The 25,894-nt window shown below is 48.1% G+C and carries 18 protein-coding genes; 12 read left to right on the top strand and 6 right to left on the bottom strand.

Annotation, left to right across the window (positions count from 1 at the left end; all coding sequences use genetic code 11):
- Positions 1 to 14: 14 nt before the first annotated feature.
- Positions 15 to 911 (bottom strand): lysylphosphatidylglycerol synthase transmembrane domain-containing protein, encoded by an 897-nt coding sequence (locus Q1V85_RS01190; protein WP_300596587.1) that lies wholly within the window; start codon positions 909 to 911, stop codon positions 15 to 17.
- Between the two features lie 165 nt (positions 912 to 1,076).
- On the opposite strand from Q1V85_RS01190, the gene Q1V85_RS01185 reads away from it, so the two are divergent.
- The 3 genes from Q1V85_RS01185 (at position 1,077) to Q1V85_RS01175 (ending at position 6,744) form a co-directional block, all read left to right on the top strand.
- A complete protein-coding gene (locus tag Q1V85_RS01185) occupies positions 1,077 to 2,483 on the top strand; it encodes a S8 family peptidase (RefSeq protein WP_300596585.1) in 1,407 nt (468 codons plus the stop codon).
- 489 nt (positions 2,484 to 2,972) lie between these two features.
- Positions 2,973 to 3,914, top strand: a complete 942-nt coding sequence (locus tag Q1V85_RS01180) for a nitronate monooxygenase (RefSeq protein WP_300596583.1) — start codon at positions 2,973 to 2,975, stop codon at positions 3,912 to 3,914.
- A 25-nt stretch (positions 3,915 to 3,939) separates the two neighbouring features.
- Positions 3,940 to 6,744, top strand: coding sequence for a Plug domain-containing protein (locus Q1V85_RS01175; RefSeq protein WP_300596581.1), 2,805 nt, complete (start codon positions 3,940 to 3,942; stop codon positions 6,742 to 6,744).
- An 86-nt stretch (positions 6,745 to 6,830) separates the two neighbouring features.
- On the opposite strand, the gene Q1V85_RS01170 is transcribed toward Q1V85_RS01175, so the two are convergent.
- Together Q1V85_RS01170 and uvrA are read right to left on the bottom strand one after the other, a co-directional pair.
- Positions 6,831 to 7,322, bottom strand: a complete 492-nt coding sequence (locus Q1V85_RS01170) for a hypothetical protein (RefSeq protein WP_300596579.1) — start codon at positions 7,320 to 7,322, stop codon at positions 6,831 to 6,833.
- A gap of 165 nt (positions 7,323 to 7,487) precedes the next feature.
- Positions 7,488 to 10,349: an excinuclease ABC subunit UvrA gene (gene uvrA, locus Q1V85_RS01165; RefSeq protein WP_300596577.1), complete on the bottom strand. Its 2,862-nt coding sequence runs from the start codon at positions 10,347 to 10,349 to the stop codon at positions 7,488 to 7,490.
- 370 nt (positions 10,350 to 10,719) lie between these two features.
- Between uvrA and Q1V85_RS01160 the strand changes: the two genes are divergently transcribed.
- The 5 genes from Q1V85_RS01160 to Q1V85_RS01140 all read left to right on the top strand — a co-directional run bounded on the left by Q1V85_RS01160 (position 10,720) and on the right by Q1V85_RS01140 (position 16,574).
- Positions 10,720 to 11,289 carry an RNA polymerase sigma factor gene (locus tag Q1V85_RS01160; protein ID WP_300596575.1) on the top strand — a complete coding sequence of 190 codons (570 nt, stop codon included), beginning with the start codon at positions 10,720 to 10,722 and terminating at the stop codon, positions 11,287 to 11,289.
- Positions 11,290 to 11,656: 367 nt separating this feature from the next.
- Complete coding sequence (locus tag Q1V85_RS01155; RefSeq protein WP_300596573.1) at positions 11,657 to 13,084, top strand: Gfo/Idh/MocA family oxidoreductase; 1,428 nt, start codon at positions 11,657 to 11,659, stop codon at positions 13,082 to 13,084.
- The gene (locus Q1V85_RS01150) at positions 13,081 to 14,475 is read left to right on the top strand and encodes a putative oxidoreductase C-terminal domain-containing protein (RefSeq protein ID WP_300596571.1); all 1,395 of its coding nucleotides are present in this window, start codon (positions 13,081 to 13,083) and stop codon (positions 14,473 to 14,475) included. The genes Q1V85_RS01155 and Q1V85_RS01150 overlap by 4 nt, the downstream gene beginning before the upstream one ends.
- Before the next feature lie 4 nt (positions 14,476 to 14,479).
- Complete coding sequence (locus Q1V85_RS01145) at positions 14,480 to 15,724, top strand: PmoA family protein (RefSeq protein WP_300596569.1); 1,245 nt, start codon at positions 14,480 to 14,482, stop codon at positions 15,722 to 15,724.
- A gap of 10 nt (positions 15,725 to 15,734) precedes the next feature.
- Positions 15,735 to 16,574, top strand: coding sequence for a ThuA domain-containing protein (locus tag Q1V85_RS01140; RefSeq protein ID WP_300596567.1), 840 nt, complete (start codon positions 15,735 to 15,737; stop codon positions 16,572 to 16,574).
- Positions 16,575 to 16,838: 264 nt separating this feature from the next.
- Here the strand turns inward: Q1V85_RS01140 and Q1V85_RS01135 are convergent, their stop codons facing one another.
- Positions 16,839 to 17,306, bottom strand: a complete 468-nt coding sequence (locus Q1V85_RS01135) for an RES family NAD+ phosphorylase (RefSeq protein WP_300596565.1) — start codon at positions 17,304 to 17,306, stop codon at positions 16,839 to 16,841.
- A 1-nt stretch (position 17,307) separates the two neighbouring features.
- The gene (locus Q1V85_RS01130; RefSeq protein ID WP_300596563.1) at positions 17,308 to 17,802 is read right to left on the bottom strand and encodes an antitoxin Xre/MbcA/ParS toxin-binding domain-containing protein; all 495 of its coding nucleotides are present in this window, start codon (positions 17,800 to 17,802) and stop codon (positions 17,308 to 17,310) included.
- A 171-nt stretch (positions 17,803 to 17,973) separates the two neighbouring features.
- Between Q1V85_RS01130 and Q1V85_RS01125 the strand changes: the two genes are divergently transcribed.
- Positions 17,974 to 20,406, top strand: coding sequence for a TonB-dependent receptor (locus tag Q1V85_RS01125; RefSeq protein WP_300596561.1), 2,433 nt, complete (start codon positions 17,974 to 17,976; stop codon positions 20,404 to 20,406).
- Between the two features lie 647 nt (positions 20,407 to 21,053).
- Here Q1V85_RS01125 and pncA read toward each other — a convergent pair.
- Positions 21,054 to 21,644 carry a bifunctional nicotinamidase/pyrazinamidase gene (gene pncA, locus Q1V85_RS01120; RefSeq protein ID WP_300596559.1) on the bottom strand — a complete coding sequence of 197 codons (591 nt, stop codon included), beginning with the start codon at positions 21,642 to 21,644 and terminating at the stop codon, positions 21,054 to 21,056.
- A 402-nt stretch (positions 21,645 to 22,046) separates the two neighbouring features.
- Here pncA and eno point away from each other — a divergent pair, with 402 nt between their 5' ends.
- The 3 genes from eno (at position 22,047) to Q1V85_RS01105 (ending at position 25,866) form a co-directional block, all read left to right on the top strand.
- Entirely contained in the window at positions 22,047 to 23,339 is a 1,293-nt protein-coding gene (gene eno, locus Q1V85_RS01115) for a phosphopyruvate hydratase (protein WP_300596557.1), read from the top strand.
- Between the two features lie 118 nt (positions 23,340 to 23,457).
- On the top strand, positions 23,458 to 23,841 hold the full coding sequence (locus tag Q1V85_RS01110) for a septum formation initiator family protein (protein WP_300596555.1): 384 nt from the start codon (positions 23,458 to 23,460) through the stop codon (positions 23,839 to 23,841).
- 303 nt (positions 23,842 to 24,144) lie between these two features.
- Entirely contained in the window at positions 24,145 to 25,866 is a 1,722-nt protein-coding gene (locus tag Q1V85_RS01105) for a hypothetical protein (RefSeq protein ID WP_300596553.1), read from the top strand.
- The last annotated feature ends 28 nt before the right edge of the window (positions 25,867 to 25,894 follow it).

Raw genomic sequence — 25,894 nt, 5'->3', positions numbered from 1 at the left:
AATCCAAAATTAATTTAATGCTCCCTGGCAGGGTCCGCAGCCGGTGGCGTTATTTTTTTTCGCTCCCGTCCGAACAGGATAAAGATGGCAGACAGCGCCATCATCATCGTAATCAGATAAAAGCTTAAGCTTACGGATACGGCCAGGTCTTTATCCAACCCAAAGATACCAGCCCCCCATACAATAACCACTTCCCGGGCGCCCAGTCCGCCCACGCTAAAGGGGAATAACGAGGCCAGCGAGGATAAAAGAAAGATAGCGAAATAAGGCCAGTAACTGGTTTTGCAGCCCAGTGCCGCCAGTATGAATGCCACCGTAGCCAGCTGAAGCGATTGTGTGCAAATAGCCAGTAAGTGGGTTATAAAAAAGTGACGGCTGACACGGGTAAAATAACGGCGCAGCACCCAATAGTAAATCGCCGTTCCGCCTCCGAAGCCCAGCAGGATCCAGCCGCTGTATTGCCTTACTTCCGGCATTGCCAGGCTAAAACAGGAAACCAGGAACCCCAGCCCCCATAACCCGGCCAGCCGGTCGAAAAAAACTGCCGAAAAAACTTCTTTATGTGTGGTATCGTACCGCTGCTTTAACACGATGATCTTATACCCGTCTCCGCCCAAACCACTTGGAAGAAACAGGTTATAAAACATCCCCAGCAGGTACAACCGCAGGTTATATCGAACTGGAATCGGCAACCCGATGTTCCTGAAAAAATAAAGCAACCGGAAGGAGGTTACCACCTGGCAGGCGATAAAGGCGGCTACAGCAGGGATCAGCCACCAGCTATCGGCTTCCTTCCACAGACGCTGCACCGCAGTCAGATCCACCTTGGTATACACCAGCCACAGGGCCAGAACAGTAAAGGCTACTTTTAGTACCGGTTTTAAAACATTCCAGACCTTCTTTTTATCCATATTTCCAGTGCAAACTTCGGCTAAATTGTCAAATTCACTGGCGATTTTTTTCCGGCAATCGCTGAAAGCAGCGATGCCCCTTCCCGAAAAAAACAAAGAGAATGTCGTAAATTAGATACGGTATTTTTAATCAACCAATTTTCTAAACGCAAAACAATCCCCCCAATGAAACCGATATACGCATTTGTTGCCATTGTAGCAACGTTAAGCATTCTTTTTTGTGGTTGCCAGAAGCATTACGACCCTGATCCGCAATTATCAGTAACCGCACAAAACCAGGGCGACGCTCAAAAGCTGGCCCTAAGCATCAGCACCGGTTACGAGCCCAATGAGGTGCTGGTAAAATTTAAAGATGATATCCTGCCCGCCAGGAAAACGGAGATCCTGAATAAGATCAACGGGCATCTGAAGGAAAAAATATTAACAAAGCTCATGACAAAGCTGGGTCATAAAGAAGGGGTTTCCCTGCTGGAAGCAGGAGGTGGTACGATGGCTGCCATTGAAAAACTAAAAGGGCTTCCCGAAGTGGAATATGCAGAGCCCAACTATACGTACCAGCATTTTGCAGTGTCCAACGATCCCTATTTTTTAAATGGCTACCTGTGGGGCATGTATGCGTCCTCCACTACACCTGCTAACAGTTACGGCAGCCAGGCATCCGCGGCATGGGCTTCCGGGCATACGGGCTCAGCAACTGTATACATTGGTATCATTGACGAGGGATATATGTACATGCATGAAGACCTTCAGGCCAATGCGGGTGTAAACCCCGGGGAAATTCCCGGCAATGGTATCGACGATGACCACAACGGATATATTGACGACGTATATGGCTGGGATTTTGTAGGCAATAACAATTCGGTGTTTGATGGCACCAGCGATGATCATGGCACCCATGTAGCCGGTACCATTGGAGCCGTGGGCGGCAATGGCAAGGGTGTGGCCGGCGTTTGCTGGAACGTAAAACTCCTCAGTGGCAAGTTCCTGGGTACCAATGGCGGTACTACGGCCAATGCCATAAAAGCGATCGATTATTTTACCAATTTAAAACTGAGCCAGGGACTGAACATAGTGGCCACCAATAATTCATGGGGTGGTGGTGGTTTTTCGCAGGCCCTACAGGATGCTATTGAGCGTGCCAATAATGCGGGTATCCTGTTTATAGCCGCAGCCGGAAATGCCAGCAGTAACAATGATGCCAATCCCAGCTACCCGGCCAGTTACCCCAATACCAATATTATTGCCGTAGCAGCTATTACCAGCACCGGCGCATTGGCCAGCTTCTCCAATTATGGAAGTACAACAGTAGACTTAGGCGCTCCCGGAGCCTCTATTTACTCGACCGTGCCGGTAAGTCTCAAAAAAGGTAAGATCGGTTCGGGTTATGCGTCTTACAGTGGAACTTCTATGGCTACGCCGCACGTTACGGGAGCCGTTGCCTTATACGCATCTACACACCCCGGATCCACGGCGGCCGCTATTAAAAATGCAATACTCTCTACAACAACCCTAACGCCTTCCCTCGCGGGTAAATGTGTTACCGGCGGGCGGTTAAATGCCAGTTCCTTTTAAGCGGCACATACTGTTTTTATAAAAGCTACCGGCCGGTGCAGCGTTCCTTATTTTTGCTGCGCAGCCGGTTTTTTATGCGCCTTTATTTAGTATTTAGCTGCCAGCTGCAATAAAAGCAGTACAGGGCGCATAACATTTTGCAAGGCGCCAGGACATTTGACCCAATAATCCCGTTGCGTCCCTTGCGGATGCTTTGCGTACATTGCGGTTATACATAAAACCGCCAGGAACGCAAGGTTTTTTCGCAAGGCCCGCCAGGCGTTTGTGGCACAATCCACCTTCCTGTTCTCATCGTGCCCCTCGCAGACTCCTCGCGCACCCTGCGGTTGAAACGGACTTCCGAAAAGGGTAAGAATGTTATCCGTCCATTTTTATGAATCCGTTAAAAGCGAAAGAATATCTTCGTATCTTCATCAGCATGAAGCATTAAACATGATGAATGCAGCATTTCGCTTCCAATTTCAGGCTTTAACTCGTAAATGACCACCGTTGTTTCAAAACCGCATTACAGCACTATTCCGCATTACCTATCCCATTATCCAGGCGGGCATGGTATGGACCAGCGGCTGGCGCCTTGCAAGTGCGGTCAGCAATGCCGGTGGACTTGGGTTGATTGGTGCCGGTTCCATGTACCCCGATGTGTTAAAAACACATATCCAGAAATGCAAGACAGCCACACCGCATACCTTTGGCGTTAACCTGCCTTTATTGTATCCGGACCTGGAAGCGCATATACGGATCATTATCGAAGAAAAAGTTCCGGTTGTTTTCACCAGCGCCGGTAATCCTAAAACCTGGACAGGCATTTTAAAAGAAGCGGGCATAATCGTAGTGCACGTGGTAAGCAGCAGCAAGTTTGCATTAAAGGCACAGGAAGCGGGCTGCAACGCGGTGGTGGCCGAAGGCTTTGAAGCCGGCGGGCATAATGGCCGCGAAGAAACCACGTCGATGGTATTGATCCCGTTGGTAACGGAGGCGGTACAGATACCGGTAATTGCAGCCGGTGGCATTGCAACAGGTAAACAAATGCTGGCAGCTTTTGCGCTTGGCGCGGAAGGTGTACAGGTCGGTAGCCGGTTTGCCGCCAGCGAAGAAGCCTCCTGTCATGCCGATTTTAAAACAATGATCGTAAACGCGGGGGAAGGTGATACCGAGCTCTCCTTAAAACAATTGATGCCGGTGCGCCTGTTAAAAAATGATTTTTACCGGCAGGCAAAAGCACTGGAGCTGGCCGGGGCCGCTCCGGCAGCGCTGCTGGAACTGCTGGGACGGGGACGGGCCAAAAAAGGCATGTTCGAAGGAGACCTTGAAAATGGTGAACTCGAAATCGGACAGGTTGCTGCAGCCATCAGATCGGTTCAGCCGGCAGCAGACATTGTACAGGAACTATGGACCGGTTTTCAAACCAGCCGGGCACAACAATATCCCTGAGCAAATAATATCAGACTATCTTTTTATGCAGATGAACACATTGAACGAATTGGAAAACCAGCGGCGCTCCGGCCGGTATCCCTACAGGAAAGGCCTGGCCTTGCTCTGCCTGATCCTGGGTTTGTCTTTAGCCGGATTCAGCCAGCCTTTTGCGGCCCTTAACAAAAAAATAGCGGCGAACGACGCTGTCAACAATAATACACCACGGGAGAAGCTGTTTGTGCATTACGACCGTCCCTTTTACAAGGTAAAAGATACCATCTGGATAAAGGGCTATATCCTGGGGGCCAATGACTATTCCATTACAGACAGTACGGGTATTGCCTATATAGAAGTGATCGACGCTACCAATGAAGTCGTTAAAAGAACGGCAGCTCCCTGCTACTGGGGACGTTTTCAAAGCAACATCGCCCTCAATCCGGACGATTTTCCACAGGGCACCTATGTACTGCGGGCTTATACCAACTGGATGCGCAATTTTGGCGACTCGCTGTTTTATGAAAGTCACTTTACGATTATTAACCCGGTTGCCGGAGAATGGAATGCACGTATCCGGAAGGTATCGTATTCCGGCAACCGCATTTCCTTTTCCGCTGCGCTTACCACCAACAGCCTGATGCCCATCGCCCGGAAAAAGATATCGGTAAAACTGCGGGCTAAGAACCGGAACCTGCTCCGGTTGCAGGCGGAAACCGATGCCGAAGGCAACCTGACGATCGATACCCTGCTCAAAGAAGACCTGGAAAACCGCAACCTGGTCATAGAGCTGGCGGATAAAGAAGACCTGAAATTACAGATACCTGTTAAAACCACCGGATCTGCTTCAATGGATCTTCAGTTTTTACCGGAAGGCGGCAGCTTTATTGCAGACAAACCCCAGTTACTGGGATTTAAAGCCCTGAACGTATACGGAAAAGGGATCGATGTAAAGGGCGTCATCCGGAACGAACAGGGGAAAGAGGTAGCCACCTTTACTTCCATCCATAAAGGGATGGGTGTAGTAGCCTTTACCCCCCGGGCAGGAGGCCATTACACGGCCTTTCCCGAAAACGGCCAGCCGGTAAAACTTCCGGACCCGCAATCGTCGGGGACCTTGCTGCAGGTGATCAACGATCCTGTGGCGGATAGTTTCCGGGTCATCATCAGCAGCACCCCGGATCTTTATGGCAGGAAATATTTTTTTACAGCCACCGCCGGCGGCATTTGTTTTGCCAAAGGCCCCCTAACCCTTTCCGGAGCGCTTCATCGCGTTTCAATTGCTAAAAGCATGCCGCCATCCGGCATTACCCGGCTGGTACTTTACGATAGCCTGATGCGCCCGGTAAACGAACGGGCCGTTTTTATCTGGCACAAGGATCCGCTTCAGCTTGCACTTACTTCCAACAAGCAGGTGTACAGTACGAAAGACAGTGTATCGCTTTTGCTTACGGTAAACAACGGGAAACAACAACCTGCTTCGGGAAGTTTTTCGCTTGCGGTCATCGACACCAGCCAGATTCAGATCAACAAACTTTCGGAGAACATCATCAGTTATATGTTGCTGAGCTCCGATCTTAAGGGAGCCATTGAAGAACCGTATTACTATTTTCAAGATCCTCCGCCTCAGGCCGTAGAGGCATTAATGCTTACCCAGGGATGGGTGCATTACGATTGGACGGCACAAAATTTCAAATTTGAACGGGAACACGAATTTAAGATCACCGGTAAAGCCACCAATATCTTTAATAAGCCGTTCGCCAATACCAACGTAACCGCTTTTGGCACCATCGGGAAAGCCGGTATGTTTGCGCTGGATACCATAACCAACCAAAAAGGTATTTTCACCCTGGATCACTTTCCCTACTTTATCAGCGACAGTGTGAGCATGGTGATCAGAGGCGTTAATAAAAAAGGCAAGGCCTTTAACATAGGGCTGGAAGTAAACGAGCCTGTTTACCCTCCATACACCGGTACTGCATCCGCATTTGAACACCAGAATATCCTGCTTGATACGGCAACGGCCCAGTTTGTAAACAAGCAGGTCGCCATCCGGAAGCTGATTAAAAAAAACGGGGAATACCTGGATGAAGTGGTGGTAAAAACCAATGCCGGCATCACCGGCTCCAAGAACCTGAATCCAGGCGGCGGTGCAGACCAGGTGATCAATGAAAAGGTCCTGGAAAAAACACCCAAGGTTACCCTGCTGGATGTATTGTATAAACAGGTGAAAGGATTCCGCATGGGTTCTCCCCCCAGAAGTATGCGGCAAATGTATATGATCAATAGCAACATGGTCCGGTTCATTATTGACGGAACCGATTTGAATTTCTTTTACGAGCCCAGTGGTGGCGGGCTGAATGATTACCTGCTTTTTTTGGATTCCTACCTGAAATATTTTTCGGCAGAAGACATCCGGGGCATTGAAGTGATGAACCATCCCCGGCACAACGCATCTTACCGGTCCCGTTACCTGAGTACAGGAGAAATGATGAGCTCAGGCCCGGCTGGTACTGATTACTCCTTTATTGAAATTACAACCCGCACGGGATCGGGACCATTCTTAAAGAAAACACCCGGCATGTACCTGTACCGGCCGGTAGTACCCGTTATTGCCCGGCAATTTTACAGTCCGCGCTATACCTCGCCAGATGAAAAAACCATCATGCCCGACATGCGCACTACGGTTTACTGGAACCCGGAGATCATTACCAACCAGAAGGGCGAGGCCAGGGTTTCGTTTTATACATCAGAAAGCACGGGTAATTATATGATCCTGGTGCAGGGCATCAACCTGACCGGAGGCTTGGGCGTATTGTACCAGCCGTTACAGATCCGGGAACCGGAAAATTAAATATCCGCGGGAACGCATGGCTTTTTATGCAGCGGTGCGTTCTAAAGGAAGGATGGCTAAGGGTGATTACTGTAACAGACGGCAATCTATTGGGCACCGCAAGGCACTTTGTGTAGCTGTATTCCCTCATTAAAAAGGATACTATCCTTATTGCGAAACAACAGCTTTCCCTCTTTTTCTTCCATGGCACCATGGCCCTCTGTTGCGGTACTGTCCTTTAGCAGGAAGGCCACCTGGCGTACAGAACTTTTCCCTTCCGAAACAAAGGTATAATCAGCGATCAGGGTATCGCCGTTCAACCGCCCTTCGATGGTTCCCTGGTTTTTATCCTTCTCATAAAAATGATACGAAAGCGTACCCGTTACTACATTGGGAAAAACCTCCGCCTTAAGAAAGAAGGAGTCCCGGCCGCTTTGGCCGGCATAACAGCCACCCGCCGGTATCATTATATGGTTTTCCTGTTTACCGGCTGAGTCGGTGGTAATGATGGGGTTCCCTTCCTGCTGGGGGCTGTTACAGGCCAGACCAAGCATGAAAAGTAAGGCCCATTTGTTGGGTGTGGTATGTATTCTTTTCATATTGCACGGAAAGTTACGTCATTGTTTAGATAACCAGACAAAAGCATACAGGTTATAAATGCTGGCATTGGGAAAACATAGAAGACCGGAGTGCCAAACAGCGGTATTTATAATGCTCATTAGCTCGTACGCCTCATCGTTGTCATATCAGCTGTAATGCGCTTTTTACAAATACTTGCCCGTATAACTGTTTTTTACTTTCTTAATACCGGAAGGAATGCCTTCGTATACCAGCTCCCCGCCGCCATCACCGGCTTCAGGGCCCAGCTCAATCAACCAGTCGGCACTTTTGATCACGTCGATATTGTGTTCGATCACCAATATCGTATGTCCCTGTTCAATCAATGCATTGAAAGAAGCCAGCAGCTTTTTAATATCATGAAAATGCAAACCAGTGGTTGGTTCATCAAAAATGAAAAGCACCTTGTGATTGCTTTTACCCTTTCCCAGGAAAGAGGCCAGCTTTACCCGCTGCGCTTCTCCACCAGAAAGTGTATCTGAAGACTGTCCCAGTTTTATATACCCCAATCCCACATCGCTCAGCGGCTGTATCGCCTCCCTTATCTTCTTTTCATCTTTAAAAAATTCCAGCGATGCATCCACACTCAGCTCCAGCACATCATGAATACTTTTGTCCTTGTACTTTACTTCCAGTACTTCTTCTTTAAAGCGTTTACCGCCGCAGCTTTCGCAAACCAGGTGCACATCCGCCAGAAACTGCATTTCTACTACCTGTTCGCCTTCCCCTTTACAGGTATCACAGCGGCCACCATCTACATTAAATGAAAAATGCTTCGGCTGAAAACCGCGCATTTTACTGAGCGGTTGTTTGGCAAACAGATCGCGTATTTCATCATAGGCTTTTATATAGGTTACCGGGTTGCTGCGCGATGATTTACCAATGGGGTTCTGATCTACCATTTCTATCTGCTGCACGCTGTCTACATCACCGGTAATCGCTTTATGAAAACCTATTTTGTCACCAGACACCACCGGCTCGCCTTTCATTTTTTGCAAGGCCGGGTACAGGATCTGTTTTACCAGTGTGGTTTTTCCGCTGCCGCTGACACCGCTTACCACCGCCAGCACGTTTAAGGGGAAGGTTACGGTAATATCTTTCAGGTTGTGATGCCGGGCCCCTTCTACTTTTATAAAGCGCGTCCACTTACGGATGGTTGCCGGCGGCTCTATCGAAAAAGTGCCGCTCAGGTATTTACCGGTAAGACTGTCGGGATCTTTCAGCAATTCTTTATACGTACCTGCTGCTACCACTTCTCCGCCCAGATGTGCTGCAAGCGGTCCCATATCAATAATATGATCGGCATGCCGCATCACCATATCATCATGCTCTACTACCACCACCGTATTATTCAGATCGCGCAGTTCTTTCAGCACTTTGATCAGGTTATCCGTATCACGCGAATGCAGCCCGATTGAAGGCTCATCCAGTATATACAGCGAGTTGGTGAGGTTACTGCCCAGGCTCCGGGTAAGCTGGATCCGCTGGCTTTCACCGCCGCTCAGGGTATTGGCTACGCGGCTCATGGTTAAATATCCCAGGCCCACTTTCAAAAGGGTATCCAGGCGGTTGGATATTTCCAGCAATATCCGTTTTGCAATGGCGGCCTTATGCGCCGGCAACTTCAGTTTTTCAAACCATACCTTCAGATCCCGGGCCGGCATTGCCCCCAGCTCCCCGATATGCTGATCATTTATTTTTACATAGAGTGCTTCCTTACGCAACCGGTACCCGTTACAATCCGGACAGGTAGTGCGTCCGCGATAGCGGCTCAGCAACACCCGGTATTGCACTTTATACAGGTTCTGCTCTACCTCTTTAAAAAAGTCATTGATGCCATATACGGAACTGTTGCCCTTCCACAACAATTCATATTGTTCTTTCGTAAGATCGGCCACCGGCTTGTGAATGGGAAAATCATATTTTGCCGAAGCCCGTATAAACCGGTCTTTCCACTTGCCCAGCTTTTCACCTTTCCAGGGGGCTACGGCACCTTCAAATACGCTGAGCCGCTTATCAGGAATCACCAGGTCGGCATCAATACCCAGCACCAGGCTAAAACCTTCACAGGTAGGACAGGCACCCAGCGGGTTGTTGAACGAAAATAAATTGGGATTGGGCTCTTCAAATACGATCCCATCCAGTTCAAAGCGGTTATTAAAATCCTGCAGCTGCGCCTTGCCTCCCGGAGTGATGGTTTGTATAAAAACAGTGCCCTCGCCCTCGTAAAATGCTGTACCAATCGAATCGCCCAGGCGGTGGCGGTCATCCTCATCCAGCTCCCGTGCAATGATCCGGTCGATCAATATAAATACCTGCGGCGATGCTTTGGCTTTTGCCCCGGTCTTTGATATACCCAGCAAGCCTGCAACCGCCGCATCCTCCTGTTCCAGCAGGTCTTCAATATCCATTACTTCCAGGTCCGCGGCACGTGCGCCCCCGCCCACTGCTACACGGGTAAAACCCTTTTGCAGGAGTATATTCAGCTCTTCCCGTACATTCCGGTTCGAGTGTAATTTAAAGGCCACCAGTACAAACACCTTAGTCCCCGGTTCCAGTTTTTCAATAGCAGCAATTACATCCGATACATCGTCTTTCTTCACCTCCTTGCCCGAAACCGGCGAGATGGTGGTACCGGCCCTGGCAAAAAGCAACCGGAGATAATCATAGATCTCCGTCATGGTACCCACCGTACTCCGGGGTGTACGCGTAATTACCTTTTGTTCGATAGCAATTGCCGGGCAAAGGTTTTTAATGTAATCCACATCCGGTTTATTCATCCGGTTTAAGAACTGGCGGGCATAGGCACTCAGGCTTTCGGCATAACGCCGCTGCCCTTCGGCATATAAAGTGTCGATGGTAAGCGAAGATTTGCCCGATCCAGACACACCTGTTACCACAATAAACTGATTCCTTGGAAAACCCACCGTTACATTTTTCAGGTTATGTACCCGGGCGCCTTTCACAAAGATTTCATCCTTCTTTTCCACGGTTTTTGCCTTCGCCATTCCGATTATTTTTTTTAGAGGGCACAAATTTAGCTCTTAAATCCCTGAAAAAACAGGCTGATTTTAAAACCCCTCACTATTTTAACAGACCTGGCAGCACGATACAACTGACGGCAGTAAGCCTTGTATAATTTTAATAATCAATATATTACAAATAATGTTAAAAAATTTTAACATTATTTTGAAGATTTTGGGGGCAAAATATAGATGGAAAGCACCGGCTGTAAACGTTGAAACGCCTATTTTCGCAACACTCGTTTACCCGGGAAAGAGAAAAAGTGTAAAAGATGGGTAAATTCGGAGGTTATTGAACTAAGTTTTAATCTAAAAAAGGCGGAAATCAAAAATTTCCGCGTTAATTGAACAACGGATGATAACTTATTTAAAGAAGACTGATAACGAGCTCATAAATTTATTTTCAAAAGGACATACTTCTGCATTGGATTCCTTGTTGAATCGTTACCAGGAGAAATTGTTCAGTTCGGTACTGTTTTTAGTAAAAGATAAATATCACGCTGAGGATATTTGTCAGGATGTTTTCATAAAGATCATCGAAACATTAAAAAACGGAAAGTATAAAGAGGAAGGCAAGTTTTTGCCCTGGGCGATGCGTATTGCCCACAATCTTTGTGTAGATTACTTCAGAAAACTGAAGCGTATCCCGTTTGCGAAGAACAGTGTTGATCATGAGGTATTGGATACCATCAATTCCTCTGAGCAAAACGTTGAAGAAAAAATCATCACCGTACAAAATATCGGTAAGGCCCAGGATATGCTGGAGCAATTGCCGGAAGAGCAGCGCGAGGTGATCATCCTGCGCCATTTTGCAAACCTGAGTTTTAAGGAAATAGCAGACATGACCGGATGCAGTATCAATACGGCACTGGGCCGGATGCGCTATGGCCTGCTGAACCTCAGGAAAATGATGACGGGGAAATAAAGAGCATGTCATCTTGTAACTCCTGATGGAAAAAGAGATTCAGTAATTGCTGTTTGGTAGTTTCTTGAATTTATTTGCCGAATACCATCCGGTTGTTACAAGATGACGACTAATTGAGCCGCTTTGGAAACAAAGCGGTTTTTTTTATGCCCCGTTCCATCGCCTGTACCGGTTTCAAAACACTAGCCGGTTCTCTTATTTCAAACGTTGTAGTAAAAAATGAGGCTTCCATTTCCACAGCCTGTCGCTGAAAGTTGCTATTTTAGTTACCCGTAATGACGATAGATGCCTGTACGATTGCTTTACCGAACATTGTTGTTCCCGGGCATTACCATCAGCTTCAATACCTGTTTTAAATTTAAAGAACATGCCAAGCTCAAAAAGCAGAAGAAACTTTATCAGGAACTCCGCTACCGTTTCAGCAGGCGCCTTCCTGTTACCCCGGGTGCCGATGATTGTACCTGCGTCTTTTTTTACTAAGGACGCGCCCAGCAATAAGGTCAATATTGCACAGATCGGCTGCGGCCGTATCGCCACCACGCATGATCTGGTTGAAACCTTTAAACATGAATCGGCGCGGATCGTGGCAATGGCAGATGTAGACCGTTACCGGCTGGAAGCGGGTAAGCAGAAAGTGGAACAATGGTATGCCAAAAAAACCGGCAAGTCCAATTACATCGATATCAAAATGCATGACGATTATCATGAGCTGCTGATGAATAAAGATATTGATGCGGTCATTATCAGTACACCGGATCACTGGCATGCACAGCCGGCCATGGAAGCCGCCCTTGCCGGTAAACATATTTACCTGCAGAAGCCTACTTCCCTCACCATTGAGGAGGGACGCTCCATGAGTGATACCGTACGCCAGTCAGGTGTGGTATTTCAACTGGGAAGCCAGCAGCGTTCCGTAAACCCCTGGCCGCAGTTTAAAAAAGCCTGCGAGCTGGTGCGGAATGGCCGCATTGGCAAACTGCATACCGTGCATGTGGGATTACCGGCCGATCCCCCGGGTGGTAATACTACAGAGATGTCCATTCCGGAAGGGTTCAATTATGATATGTGGCTGGGATCTACCCCCTATATTTACTATACACAGGACCGGGTGCATAACCAGAAAGATGTGGAATCCCGGGGCGGATGGTTGCGGATGGAACAGTTTGGCGCTGGTATGATCACCGGCTGGGGCGTGCACCATATCGACATCGCACACTGGGGCATGAATACCGAATTAACCGGCCCCATTGAAGTGGAAGGCAGTGCACAATTTCCCAAAACCGGTTTGTGGAATGTACATGGAGACTATGAGATAAAAGCGAAATATGCCAATGGAGTTACCATGCTTATTAACAGCAAGAACCCAAATGGTGTTAAATTTGAAGGCAGTAACGGATGGATCTTTGTATCCCGGGGCAATGTGGGCGTAACAGCCTCCGATCCGGGTGCCGGTGCCGGGGCTCAAAACAAAGCCTTCAATGCCAGCGATCCCAAGATCCTTACTTCGGTGATTGGTCCTAACGAGGTGCATTTGTATGAAAGCAGGGAACAACACCTGAACTGGGTAGATTGCATCATTAATAAAAAACCTACCATCAGCCCTGCCGAAGTAGCCCACCGTTCCTGCAGCGCCTGTTTGATAGCGCATGCCGCTATGAAGCTGGGAACGAAATTATACTGGGATCCTAAAAAAGAAGTGTTCAAAGACAATATAGAAGCCAATAAGCTATTGTCGCGGCCTCAACGATATCCTTACGGAACTAATTATGTATTGAATAAACAAAAAAATAAATGAAGAAAATTGTATTACCCCTGGCATTGCTCGCATTGATGATATCCTGTAAAAACAAAGAATCCGGCAGTACGGCCACAACGGACTCTACCTCCCGGATCACCCTGATCACACTGGATCCCGGACATTTTCATGCCGCCCTGGTACAAAAAGAAATGTACCCGGATGTGGACAGCAATGTATATGTGTACGCCCCCGAAGGACAGGACGTGGACCTGCATTTAAAAAGGATCGAATCCTACAATACCCGCCCAGAAAATCCGACGCACTGGAAGGAGAAGGTTTATACCGGAGCAGATTTCTTCCAGAAAATGATCACGGAGAAAAAAGGCAACGTAGTGGTGATGAGCGGCAATAACCAGAAGAAGGCAGAATACATTCTGAATACTGTAGATGCCGGGTTGAATGTACTGGCCGATAAACCCATGGCCATTGATAAATCCGGTTTTGAACTGATCAAAAATGCCTTTGCAAAAGCCGCGGAAAAAAATGTGCTGCTCTACGATATCATGACCGAGCGCTTTGAGATCAATACCCAGCTGCAGCGGGAATTTTCACAAATTAAGACGGTATTTGGAGACCTGGAAAAAGGCACCCCCGAAAACCCCGCTGTTACCAAAGAGAGTGTACATTACCTTTACAAACTGGTTTCGGGGGCCGTATTACAGCGCCCTTCCTGGTTCCTCGATGTAACACAACAGGGAGAAGGCATTGTGGATGTAACCACACACCTGGTAGACCTGGTGCAGTGGGAATGCTTCCCCGAGCAGGTCATCGATTATCAGAAAGATATTGAAATGGTATCCGCCAAACGCTGGACAACGCCTGTTACCCTCAGCCAGTTTTCGGATCTTACCAAACAAACCACATTTCCGGATTACCTCAAAAAAGACGTTAAAAATGATTCGGTGCTGAGTATTTATTGCAATGGCGCCTTCAATTACAAGCTACGCGGCGTCAATGCAAAAGTTTCGGTAACCTGGGGCTACAAAGCACCGGAAGGCACGGGCGATACCCACTACTCTATTATGCGCGGTACACGCGCCAACCTGGTGATCCGTCAGGGTGCCGAACAAAAATACAAACCGGTGTTATATATTGAACCGGTTAAAAAATCAGATGCCGGTTTTGAAAAAGACCTTACTGCAGCTTTAGCGGGCATACAGGCCAAATACCCCGGCGTGGAAATTGCAAAAACAACCGCAGGATGGCAGGTAGTGGTACCCGAAAAATACAATACCGGGCACGAAGCACATTTTGGCCAGGTAATGCAGCATTACCTGCAGTTCCTGAAAGAAAAAAAGATGCCCGCGTGGGAAGTACCCAATATGATTGCCAAGTACTATACAACAACATCGGCATTAGAACTGGCTAAAAAATCAGCAACAAAATAGCAGTATGGCAAAAAAGCGCATTTACCTGTTACTACTTGCCGGCCTGCAGGGCTGGGGCGCATTGCATGCGCAACGCATCAGCAGCTGGCAGGTAAAAACATCCGGTAAAGAAACCTTTTCCATTCCGGTAAATGTAGACCTGGACGCATTGACTGCGGAGGCCGACAGCAGTCTGCAGCTGATCGAAACAACAGGCGGCAAAAGAACAGCGGTCCCCTTCCAGGTAGCACCCGGTGCCCGGCGCCGGTTGTACTGGATGCTGGAACCCGGCAAACAGCAGCTGCGCTCATTTGAGCTGATAAAAACAACAGCTGCCCGGCCTGGAGCTGGCAGCCTGCAGACCGACCTGGACAACGGCGCGGTGACCATCCGCTACGGAAATAAAAATTTCCTGCGCTATCATTCGGAAACCGTGTACCCGCCAAAAGGGATCGATACGGCTTACAAACGCAGCGGGTTCATTCATCCCCTGTGGACGCCCGGCGGGGAAGCGCTTACCAGGATCAATGCGCCGGACCACTACCATCATTGGGGCATGTGGAATCCCTGGACGCATGTGCTGTTTGAAAAGGACACCGTTGATTTCTGGAACCTGAAAGACCGGAAAGGAACCGTACGGTTTGCCGGGTTCGGAGCCCTTTTCAATGGCCCCGTTTACGCCGGGTATACGGCGCTGCATCAGCATATTGCTTTTAAAAAAGACGGAACAGAGAAGAATGCGCTCAACGAATTGCAGACCGTGCAGATTTACCGGCCGGATGACCGTAACAACAGCTATTACATCATGGATGTAACCGTACAGCTCAGTTGCGCAGGTGCCAGCCCCGTAAAATTGCTGGAGTACCGCTATGGCGGGTTGGGCATCCGGGCTACAGAAGCATGGAACAAAGACAACAGCGTTATTTTTACCTCAGAGGGAAAAGACCGGAAAGCCGCCGATGGCAGTACGGCGCGCTGGTGCGTGGCGCAAGGACAGCTCAACCAGCAGTATGGCGGGCTGGAGATGATGAGCTACCCGGCCAATTACAATTATCCCGAACCGCTGCGGGTATGGCCCGACAATATGAATAACCGAGGCGATGTATTCTTAAATTTTTCTCCCACCAAGAATAAAGACTGGCTGCTGGAACCCGGCAAACAATACCTGCTCCGGTACCGCTTCCTCGTATTCGACAACCGGCTTCCGAAGGAACAGGCGGAAGAAGCCTGGCAGGGGTTTGCACATCCGCCGGTAATTACATTCAAATAAACAAGTTCTGATGAAAAAAATAACTGGTATCCTGCTTTTTGCAGCAGCGCTGTTGAGCATAACCGCAGATGCGCAGGATACGTTCAACTGGCAAAAAGTACGCGTACTGGTATACACAAAAAATGGCAAAGGATATGTGCATGATAATATTCCCTTTGCGGTGAAAGCCATTCAGCAGTTGGGCGCCGTTCATGGATTTACAGTAGATACCAGCTCCATTCCGGATGTGATGACCGAATCCAACCTCAAACGGTATACCCTGCTGATCTTTCCCAGCACCAACAATGATGTGTTTGATACCGATGCGCAGCGGCTCGCCTTCCGGCGCTATATAGAAGCCGGCGGAGGCTTCGTAGGATTGCATTCTGTAACCGGCACCGAACGCAACTGGCGCTGGTTTAAAATGATGCTGGGCGGCACCTTTTCCTGGCATGCCAAATTTCAACCCTTTACCGTACGGGTTATTGATACTCGTCATCCTTCTATGAAAGGTGTGCCTGCGGTTTGGGAAAAAGGCGACGAGTGTTATTTTGCTAAAGAAATGTACCCCGGTCCGCGGGTGCTGATGGTGCACGACCTCCGCACCATTGATACCACCAGTGTTCAGCAAAAAGAAACGCTTCAAAAAAACAGGGGGAATTATGGCGATTTTTATCCCACTGCCTGGGAATACCTCTTTGATGGCGGTCATACCTGGGTAACCACCCTTGGTCACGACAAAAAAGATTACAGCGATCCCGTATATTTAAATCATATCCTTGGCGGGATCCGGTTTATCGCCGGAGCTGTAAAAACCATCGACTTTAAAAAAGCATACGCGCAGCACCGGGACGACGAGGTAAGGTTTTAATGAGAAGCGGTCAGATTACAGATTCGATTGCCCTTTAAAAAAACAGAGCAGTTGGTTATGGTTGCTTTGGTACCTCCCTTATTCGAAGCCAGCGGGGGCTGGCCATAACCGATCGGGAGTGTTTTGCTTCAGGCTCAAAAGTTGCTTCTATTCGACAAGGAAATGAAAGAATGACAATCTTCTACAGGCAAAAGCTCATCGGTACGAAACACATTAAACGCGGAACATTAAACACCCATGAAGTGAGGCGCTATTATTGGTTGTTTATAATTTAAATCGCTGATCAAATTCCATTTTTTTAGTCCGCACCACCTGAATGCGTTTCGCATCTTCATGCAGCGGGTTTATCAGGTAATTGAACTCATCAGGAACAATGCTACTGGGCACCTTTAATACAGCAACCTCATTATAGCCAACAAAATCATCTCCTATTATTTGCGTGGCAGGTATAGGAGGCTTCGCATTCCAGTCTTCAGGAAGTTCTTCAATCAACACTTCCTGAATGGAAAGATCATCGGGTATTTCAATCTCTACATAATAGCGGTCTGTTGGTAAATCTTCGCTCAGATCTAAATGAACCGAAACTTCCAGGGTGGCCAGAGCCCTGCTTTCTGCGGCATATACCATCCGCGTATTTAAGCTGTTCCATCTGTAACCGCTTACCATAGATGCGCCCGTGCCATGTAACGCTGTGTTCAGATATTTTTCCCTCTCTATACGGAAGACGATCATATCATGCTAAATTTCCAAATTCGATCCGGTTTAAAGCATATTTAATTTCATTGATCCCGGAAACGGTATCCAACATTGAGTCGGGAATATTGCCCCCTAAGGATTGATTCGGTTTTTTCAACCAGCGCTGGAATTTTTCTTCCTCCTGGTTAAAGACCTCAACACCGTAATCGACCAACTCATTGATCAGCAAAACCAATTCACTGTCTTTCCTTTCAAGCAAGGAATGCTCCTTTTTTTTCTTATTATAAGTGGTCTGCGGGATATCAATCGCCGTTAAGACGGCCTTAACGGGGCGATCGATCTTTCGGCTGATTTCTTCGATAACATCATAGGGAAGTCCCTGCCGGGCGATCCCGATCCGTTCCATATCGTTATTCCAGCTGTATTTCTTTCCCCCTACAGATAAAGTCCATTTGTGGAAACTTTTCGGGATCACCTTATCAATCGATTTTTTGGTGTTAAATTTCGTTATGCTCCTCCTTGCCGGATTCATGCTGCAACAATTTTGCTATAAATATACAACAATTTTGCTGTATTTCAACCTTTTTATCCCTCTCTTTTCCCGATTTCGCAAACGATTTTTCCCGATTTCGTAAATCAATTTCCGCATTTTGAAAATGAAAGATTGGGAAATGAACGTTTTTTGCCGCGAAAATTTAGATAAATGAGAAGATTTTTGTTGTTTTTGATGACGATAATAACGTTTTTAGGTGTAAATGCGCAAACCAATACCGGTAATATCGAGGGTGTGATCACGACTCCGGAAGGCAACCCGGTCCCCCATGTAAATATTACCATCAAAGGGAAGAAAAAACACGCCGTTACAAATGAGCGGGGCTATTTTGAATTTAAAGAAATCCCTTACGGGGAATATATCCTGGTTTACTCCTTTGAGGGCGAAACCAGCCAGGAAGTACCGGTTACCGTTCCTCCGGTAAGCAGTGAGGCATCCAAATACAATCTATCATTAAATGCGCGGGAGCTAAAAGAGGTAATTGTACGCATCGGTGGCAGCATCAACCAGGGTACCGCCCGGATCGGGAAATCCAATATTCCCATTATGGACCTGCCGCAGGCGGTTACCATCATCGGGCAGTCCACCATTGAAAACCAGCAGGCACAGCGGCTGAGCGATGTGATCAAAAATGTAAACGGCGTATACCTGGGCGGTGCGCGCGCTAGTACCCAGGAAACCTTTTATGCCCGCGGCTATAACCTGGGCAATACCAATACCTTTAAGAACGGGTTCCGTGTTAACAGTGGTGCCATGCCCGAAATGAGCGCCATTGAAAGTGTAGAGGTTCTGAAGGGTGGTGCTGCGCTTTTATATGGCAATGTTGCACCTGGTGGCATCATCAACATGGTTACCAAAAGACCCCGTTTCAATTTCGGCGGAGAGGTAAATATGCGCGTAGGCAGTTATGATCTGTACAAACCAGCTATCGATATTTATGGACCTATCAGTAAAGCCGTTGCTTACCGCCTGAATGGCACCTATGAAAAAGCCAACAGCTACAGGGATGATGTACATTCCGAGCGCTTCTATGTAAACCCCTCCCTCCTGTTTAAATTAAGTGATAAAACAAAATTGCTGGTACAGGGCGATTACCTGCAGCATGAGTTTACACCAGATTTTGGAATTGGCAGCATGAATACGGATGCCTCCAAGCCCACAGCTGTCGGCGGCAAGAGGGTTACCCCGGTATCCAGGAATACTTTTTTTGGAACGCCCTGGCAATATGCGAAAACAACACAGGCAACCGCATCCCTGGAGTTAAATCATCAGTTTAATGATCGTTGGGCGCTGAATGCATTGGGAGGTTACCAGAATTATGAAAGAGATTATTTTTCCACCGAACGGATACAGGCCGACATCAACGGGAAATTTTTACGCCCGCTGGGTAAAACCAATAATAAAGAAGACTATTTTACAGGACAACTGAATTTAAATGGTGATGTAAAAACCGGTTCCATCGGTCATAAAATACTCATCGGTGCAGATGCGGAGAAGGTGATCAGTACCGCCCTTGCATCAGACATTGCTACAATAGTTCCTAAAGGGATCTACGATTCCATTAACCTGCTGGACCCAACTATGTATGTGCGCAGAACAGATATCCCCCAGGCCAGCTGGATCACGAGTACCAAAAGCCCGGTAACCCGTTTCGGTGCTTATGTACAGGACCTGGTATCTCTCTCCGAAAAATTCAAATTGCTGGCAGGCGTACGTTGGTCGTTCCAGCAGGCAGATCGCTCTAAAACAACGACCCTTGCAACCAATGCCGTAAAAGAAGGTACCGTATTCCAGATCGACAAAGCATTTTCTCCAAGGATCGGCCTGGTTTACCAGCCTACCAATCATACTACGGCCTTTGCCAGCTATTCCAACTCGTTCTCTCCAAACTCCGGGCTGGATATAGACAGCAATACCTTAAAGCCGTCGATCATCGATCAGTTTGAAATTGGCGTTAAGAACGACTTCTTCGACGGGTTGCTGAGTGCAAATCTGACCGTTTATCGAATTATCAATAACAATCTTTCGCAGCTGATACAGTTTGACAGAAACGGAAATCCGCTTGCAACCACAACGTTAAGAGAGCTCACCGGGCAAACCACCAGCGACGGGATTGAACTCGATCTGAAAACCCAGCCCATAAAAGGATGGGATATCCTGGCCGGATACAGCTACAACAATATGCGTTATACAAAAACCTCCGGTAAATCAGGAAGCTATGTAGAAGGCGAACGGCTGGTAAACAGTCCGGCGCATACCGCCAATGCCACTACGTTTTATACCTTCCAGGATGGAGCAGCTAAAGGCCTTAAATTAGGTGCTGGTTTCTATTATGTGGGCGAGCGCAACGCAGGTTGGAACACGACTTATGCTGACAATAACGGAACCCTGAATGACCGTTTATTCCAGGTAAAAGGTTTTGCAACAGTGGATGTGTTTGCCGGCTACTCCTACCGGAAATGGTCCTTACTGGCAAAGCTTTCCAACATCACCAATACCTTTAACTATTATGTGCACGAGAACTACAGCATCAACCCCATTCCTCCGCGGAGTTTTGTGGTAACTGCTGCCTTTAAGTTCTGATATATCTTTTCAAAACAGACGGCCCTGCAATGTATGTTGCGGGGCTTTTTTAGTCGTCAGTGATCAGTTTTCAGCTATCAGCCGATTATGCCCGGAATTGAAGATTTGTCCTCTTGCACGGGTATCCAATGCTTAACCAGGAACTTTGAACCTTACACATCATTCCACCGTCCCCTGGTTCCCTATGTCCCCCAAAGCAACGGCAATAGCCGATAGATCATCGGGTATAAAACGAAATCTAATCTGGAACCTTAAACAGCTTTCAGTGATCAGTTTTCAGCTATCAGCCGATTATGTCCGGGATTGAAGATTTGTCCTCTTGCACGGGTATCCAAGGAACTTTGAACCTTACACATCATTCCACTGTTCCCCTGGTTCCTATGTCCCCAAAGCAACGGCAATAGCCGATAGATCATCAGGTATAAAACGAAATCTAACCTGGAACTTAAACAGCTTTCAGTGATCAGTTTTCAGCTATCAGCCGATTATGTCCGGGATTGAAGATTTGTCCTCTTGCACGGGTATCCAATGCTTAACCAGGAACGTTGAACGTACACATCATTCACTGTCCCTCCTGGTCCCTATGTCCCCAAAGCAACGGCAATATCCGATAGATCATCAGGTATAAAACAATATAACCTGGAACCTTAAACCAGGCCCCCTCCCCGTTCCTTAAACTGCTGCTTTAGCATCGCCAACTGCTTGGCATCGATCGGAAGTGTGGCTGACGCTACAATTGCCGATTTCAACCCCAGTTCCAACGCGTCCATAGCAGTAAAATACACACAAAAATCGGCTGCGAGCCCGCATACATGCACCTCTTCAACACCCCTGCCCTTCAGGTAATCGCCCAAGCCCGTCGATTTCAGATGGCCATTGTCAAAAAAACCACTGTAACTGTCAATTTCAGGATCCATCCCTTTCCGGAAGATGGCTTCAATCCGGCGCTGGTCCAGATCCCGGTGCAGTTCCGCGCCCTGCGTGCCCTGCACACAATGATCGGGCCACAGGGTTTGCAGGCCGCCCTTCCAGTCGATCATGTCAAGAGGACTTTTCCCTTCGTGCTGTGATGCAAAACTCTTATGATCCGCCGGGTGCCAGTCCTGGGTGGCCACTACCAGTTCATAATTAGGTTGCAACCGGTTGATCACCGGGATCAGGGTATCGCCTCCCGCCACAGGCAAGGCGCCGCCCGGCAAAAAATCATATTGCATGTCTACAATGATCAGGCATTTCATAATCTGCTATTTCAGGAAAGATAGGATATCGCGTTGAGATTTTAGCGGTTACGCTGCTGCTTACTACCACCTGCGCGCCGTTTTAAGGAGAAAGGAAATGTTTTGCCACAGGCCAGCATTTAGCATTCAGCCCCGCTGAAGCGTGAATCGTTTTGTATGTTTGAAAAACTCCATAGTCCCCCCAGTCTATATGTCCCCCCCAACCGAGGCAATAGTGAACAGCCAATATCATCAAATGAAATCCACCCTGGAACGTTGAACTTCAAACCTGAAACCGCCGCTAAACTCTCAACCGTTCGTTACCTTATCCTAATTTTTTCTCCATAGTGTTTCCCGTACGCAAACGATTCGTTAACTTGCGGCCACAAATCAAATTTTAAAAAATTTTTTAATTTTTTTCCAATGAGTTACATTTCAGAGGTATTTGCCAGACAAATTTTGGACAGCCGCGGTAATCCTACTATCGAGGTGGATGTACTAACAGACGAAGGTGCCCTTGGTCGTGCCGCTGTTCCAAGCGGAGCCAGCACCGGGATCCACGAAGCCGTAGAGCTGCGTGACGGTGACAAGAAAAAATACCTGGGAAAAGGAACATTAAAAGCTGTTAAAAACGTAAATAATACCATCGCACCCGCATTGCTGGGTTATGATGTAGCCGACCAAACCGGTATCGACCAGCTGATGATCGAATTGGATGGTACGCCCAATAAAGGAAAACTTGGTGCCAACGCATTGCTGGCGGTAAGTATGGCAGCTGCCAAAGCAGCGGCTGAAGAAGCGGGTCTGCCTTTATACCGTTATGTAGGCGGTACCAATGCCAAAACCCTGCCCATCCCCATGATGAACATCCTGAACGGTGGTGCACATGCCGATAACAAGATCGACTTCCAGGAGTTTATGGTAATGCCCATCGGCGCTTCTACTTTCAGCGAAGGACTGCGCTGGGGGGTTGAAATCTTCCACGCGCTTAAATCGGTACTGAAGAAAAAAGGCTTCAGCACCAACGTAGGTGATGAAGGTGGTTTTGCACCCAATATCCAAAGCAACGAAGAAGCCATCGAAACCGTACTGGCCGCTATCGATGCAGCAGGCTACAAAGCTGGTTCTCAGATCGCCATCGCCATGGATGCCGCCAACAGCGAGCTCTGGGATGCCAAAAAGAAAAAATACGTATTTCATAAAAGCAGCGGCAAGGCCCTTAGCAGCGATGAACTGGTACAATTCTGGGCAAGCTGGGTAAAACAATATCCGATCATAAGCATCGAAGATGGTATGGCTGAAGACGACTGGAAAGGATGGGCAGCTTTAACCGAAGCGGTGGGCAGCAAATGCCAGCTGGTGGGTGATGATTTGTTTGTAACCAACGTAACCCGCCTGCAGCAGGGCATCGACAAAAGCATTGCCAACGGCTTGCTGGTAAAAGTAAACCAGATTGGTACCCTTACAGAAACCATCAATGCGGTAACCCTGGCCCAGCACAATGGCTACAATACCATCATGAGCCACAGAAGCGGCGAAACAGAAGATACTACCATCGCAGACCTGGCCGTGGCGCTGAACTGCGGACAGATCAAAACCGGTTCTGCAAGCCGTACCGACCGGATCGCAAAATACAACCAGCTGATCCGTATCGAAGAACAATTGGGCGAAAGCGCGGTTTATCCAAAAGGAACCATTAAATTTGGTAAGAAATAATTATTAGGTCGGCTTTAGTCCCGATAGTCGGGATGGCATCGGTCTTGCGTCGCACCCTTCAACAGCGTGCATCAATCGGCCGATTTTCATTAGCAAATTTTCAAATCAGCACATCAGCATGGAAACATTTGTTGACTTTGTCCCCGAAAAAGAACCCGCGCGGGAAGCGGCTCCTCAAAAGCCGCGCAAAGCGCTCAGCAAAATTTCGCGGTTCCTTACCAATAAATTTTTCCTGGCGACCATCGGCTTTTTAGCCATTATGTTGTTTCTCGACAAGAATGACCTGTTCTCCATCGTAGAGCGTCGCAAGGAGCTTAATAACCTGGAACTGAGCAAGGAGCATTACAACAAGGAGCTGATTGAGCTGCACAAGATCAAAAACGACCTGGAAACCGATCCGGCCACGATCGAAAAACTGGCAAGAGAAAAATACCTGATGAAACGCGACAATGAAGATGTTTTTCTTACAGAGGATCAGGCCAAATTAAAACAGGCTGAATAATTTTTCAGACTTTATACAAACACCCGGAGCCAGCGCTTCGGGTGTTTTTTTATGAGCGGACGCTACTTGGGTAACAGCCGGGACCATGGCGATATATAGTTTTTTGAAGACCAGGATTGCAAATGTCCCCCCATCATACCTGCACCTGCCTGTCACCCAAGTCTCCACCGGCCCAACCATCCCCTCACTATTTTTGGCTACCTGCAATCCTCACCCATTTTGTAACTTTACTTACAGTGTGTTCACTGGCTTGCATGTGCACCAGCGCTTTGCCATCTTTTAACAGCTTCCAAAATTATCAGCATGAAAAATTTAGCTTTCTTATTTATTGTATTGCTATTGGCCGCAGGCTGCAAAGAGCCCCGTAAAAAAGCAGATACCGCCACCGTACCGGAAAAAGAACGGATCGGATGTACACCGGCTACAACAGATAAGGCCTGGTATACGGCGGGCACCAAAGCACCCCTGTTTAAGGGACTGGAGGGCATTCAGTTTAAGATCTCTACCTCCAGCAAAGAAGCCCAGGATTATTTCAACCAGGGTATGATGCTGGCTTACGGGTTCAATCATGCAGAAGCAGCCCGTTCCTTTTTTGAGGCCACAAGGCTCGACTCCAATTGCGCCATGGCCTTTTGGGGCTTTGCCTATGTATTGGGCCCCAATTATAATGCGGGCATGGAGGACGACAATTATCAGCGGGCCTGGCAGGCGGCGCAAAAAGCGCTTTCCCTGTCTGGCAACTGTACTCCAAAAGAAAAGGCCCTTATCCAGGCCCTGGGCCACCGGTATACGGAGCAGGCACCCAAAAGCCGTGGGCACCTCGACAGCGCTTTTGCCCGGGCCATGAAAACGGTATATGACGCCTACCCCACAGACCCGGATGTGAGCGCGTTGTATGCAGAATCATTGATGGACCTTCACCCCTGGGATCTGTACGACAAAAAAACAAAAGCGCCCAAACCCTGGACGCCCGAAATTGTAACGATACTCGAAAAGCTGATCCGGCAGTACCCCAAACATCCCGGCGCGCCGCATTTTTACATCCACGCTGTAGAAGCATCCAAAACACCTGAAAAGGGATTGGCCAGTGCACAGCTGCTGATGCAACTGGTACCCGGAGCCGGCCACTTACTGCATATGCCCTCGCATATTTATATCTGGACCGGGGATTATCACCTGGGGTCACTTGCCAATCTCAACGCCATTAAAGCAGACAGTATCTATGTAACGGCTTGTCATGCGCAGGGAGCCTACCCTCTTGCTTACTACCTGCACAACTACCATTACCTGGCCGCCACGGCCACCTTTGAAGGAAACTCAAAGCTCGCATGGATGGCAGCCAAACAGGTGCAGGAAAAAACAGCTAAAGATGTGATGACGCAGCCAGGCTGGGGCACGCTGCAGCACTATTATGCCATTCCGTATTTTGTAGCGGTAAAATTTACTCTATGGGACAGTATCCTTGCTATGAAACCAGAGCGAAACGACCTCATCTACCCCCGTGCCATACAACATTACGCAAAGGGAATGGCCCTGTTGGGAAAGAAGGATATGACCGGCGCACAGAAGGAACTGGCACAGCTAAATGCACTGGCAGCCGATACCGTATTGAAAGAAATGACCATTTGGAATATCAACAGCATGAGCGATATTGTACAGATTGCTGTGCAGGTGCTCACCGGAGAAATTGCCCGTGATAAAAAAGAATACGACAACGCTGTTGCTGCTTTCAATAAAGCCGTTGCCATCGAAGACAACCTGAATTATAACGAGCCCCCGGACTGGTTTTTCTCCGTACGGCATTCTTTAGGAGCGGTACTATTAGAGTCCGGCAAATATGGCCAGGCAGAAAAAGTATACGGTGAGGATCTGAACATCTGGAAAGAAAACGGATGGGCCCTGGCCGGGTTACAACAGGCCCTGCAACGCCAGGGGAAAAAACAGGAAGCGCAGCTTGTAGATCAACGATTTTCCAAAGCCTGGCAATACGCCGACTTTGATCTGGCTGCTTCATTTAATCCCTAGCCGGCCTTTGTTTAAGGTTCCTCACTAA

This window comes from Niabella sp. (assembly GCF_030150205.1).
Taxonomy (GTDB): Bacteria; Bacteroidota; Bacteroidia; order Chitinophagales; family Chitinophagaceae; genus Niabella.
Note: the sequence above shows the minus strand (reverse complement) of the source record. Positions and strands in the feature narration are given on the sequence as shown.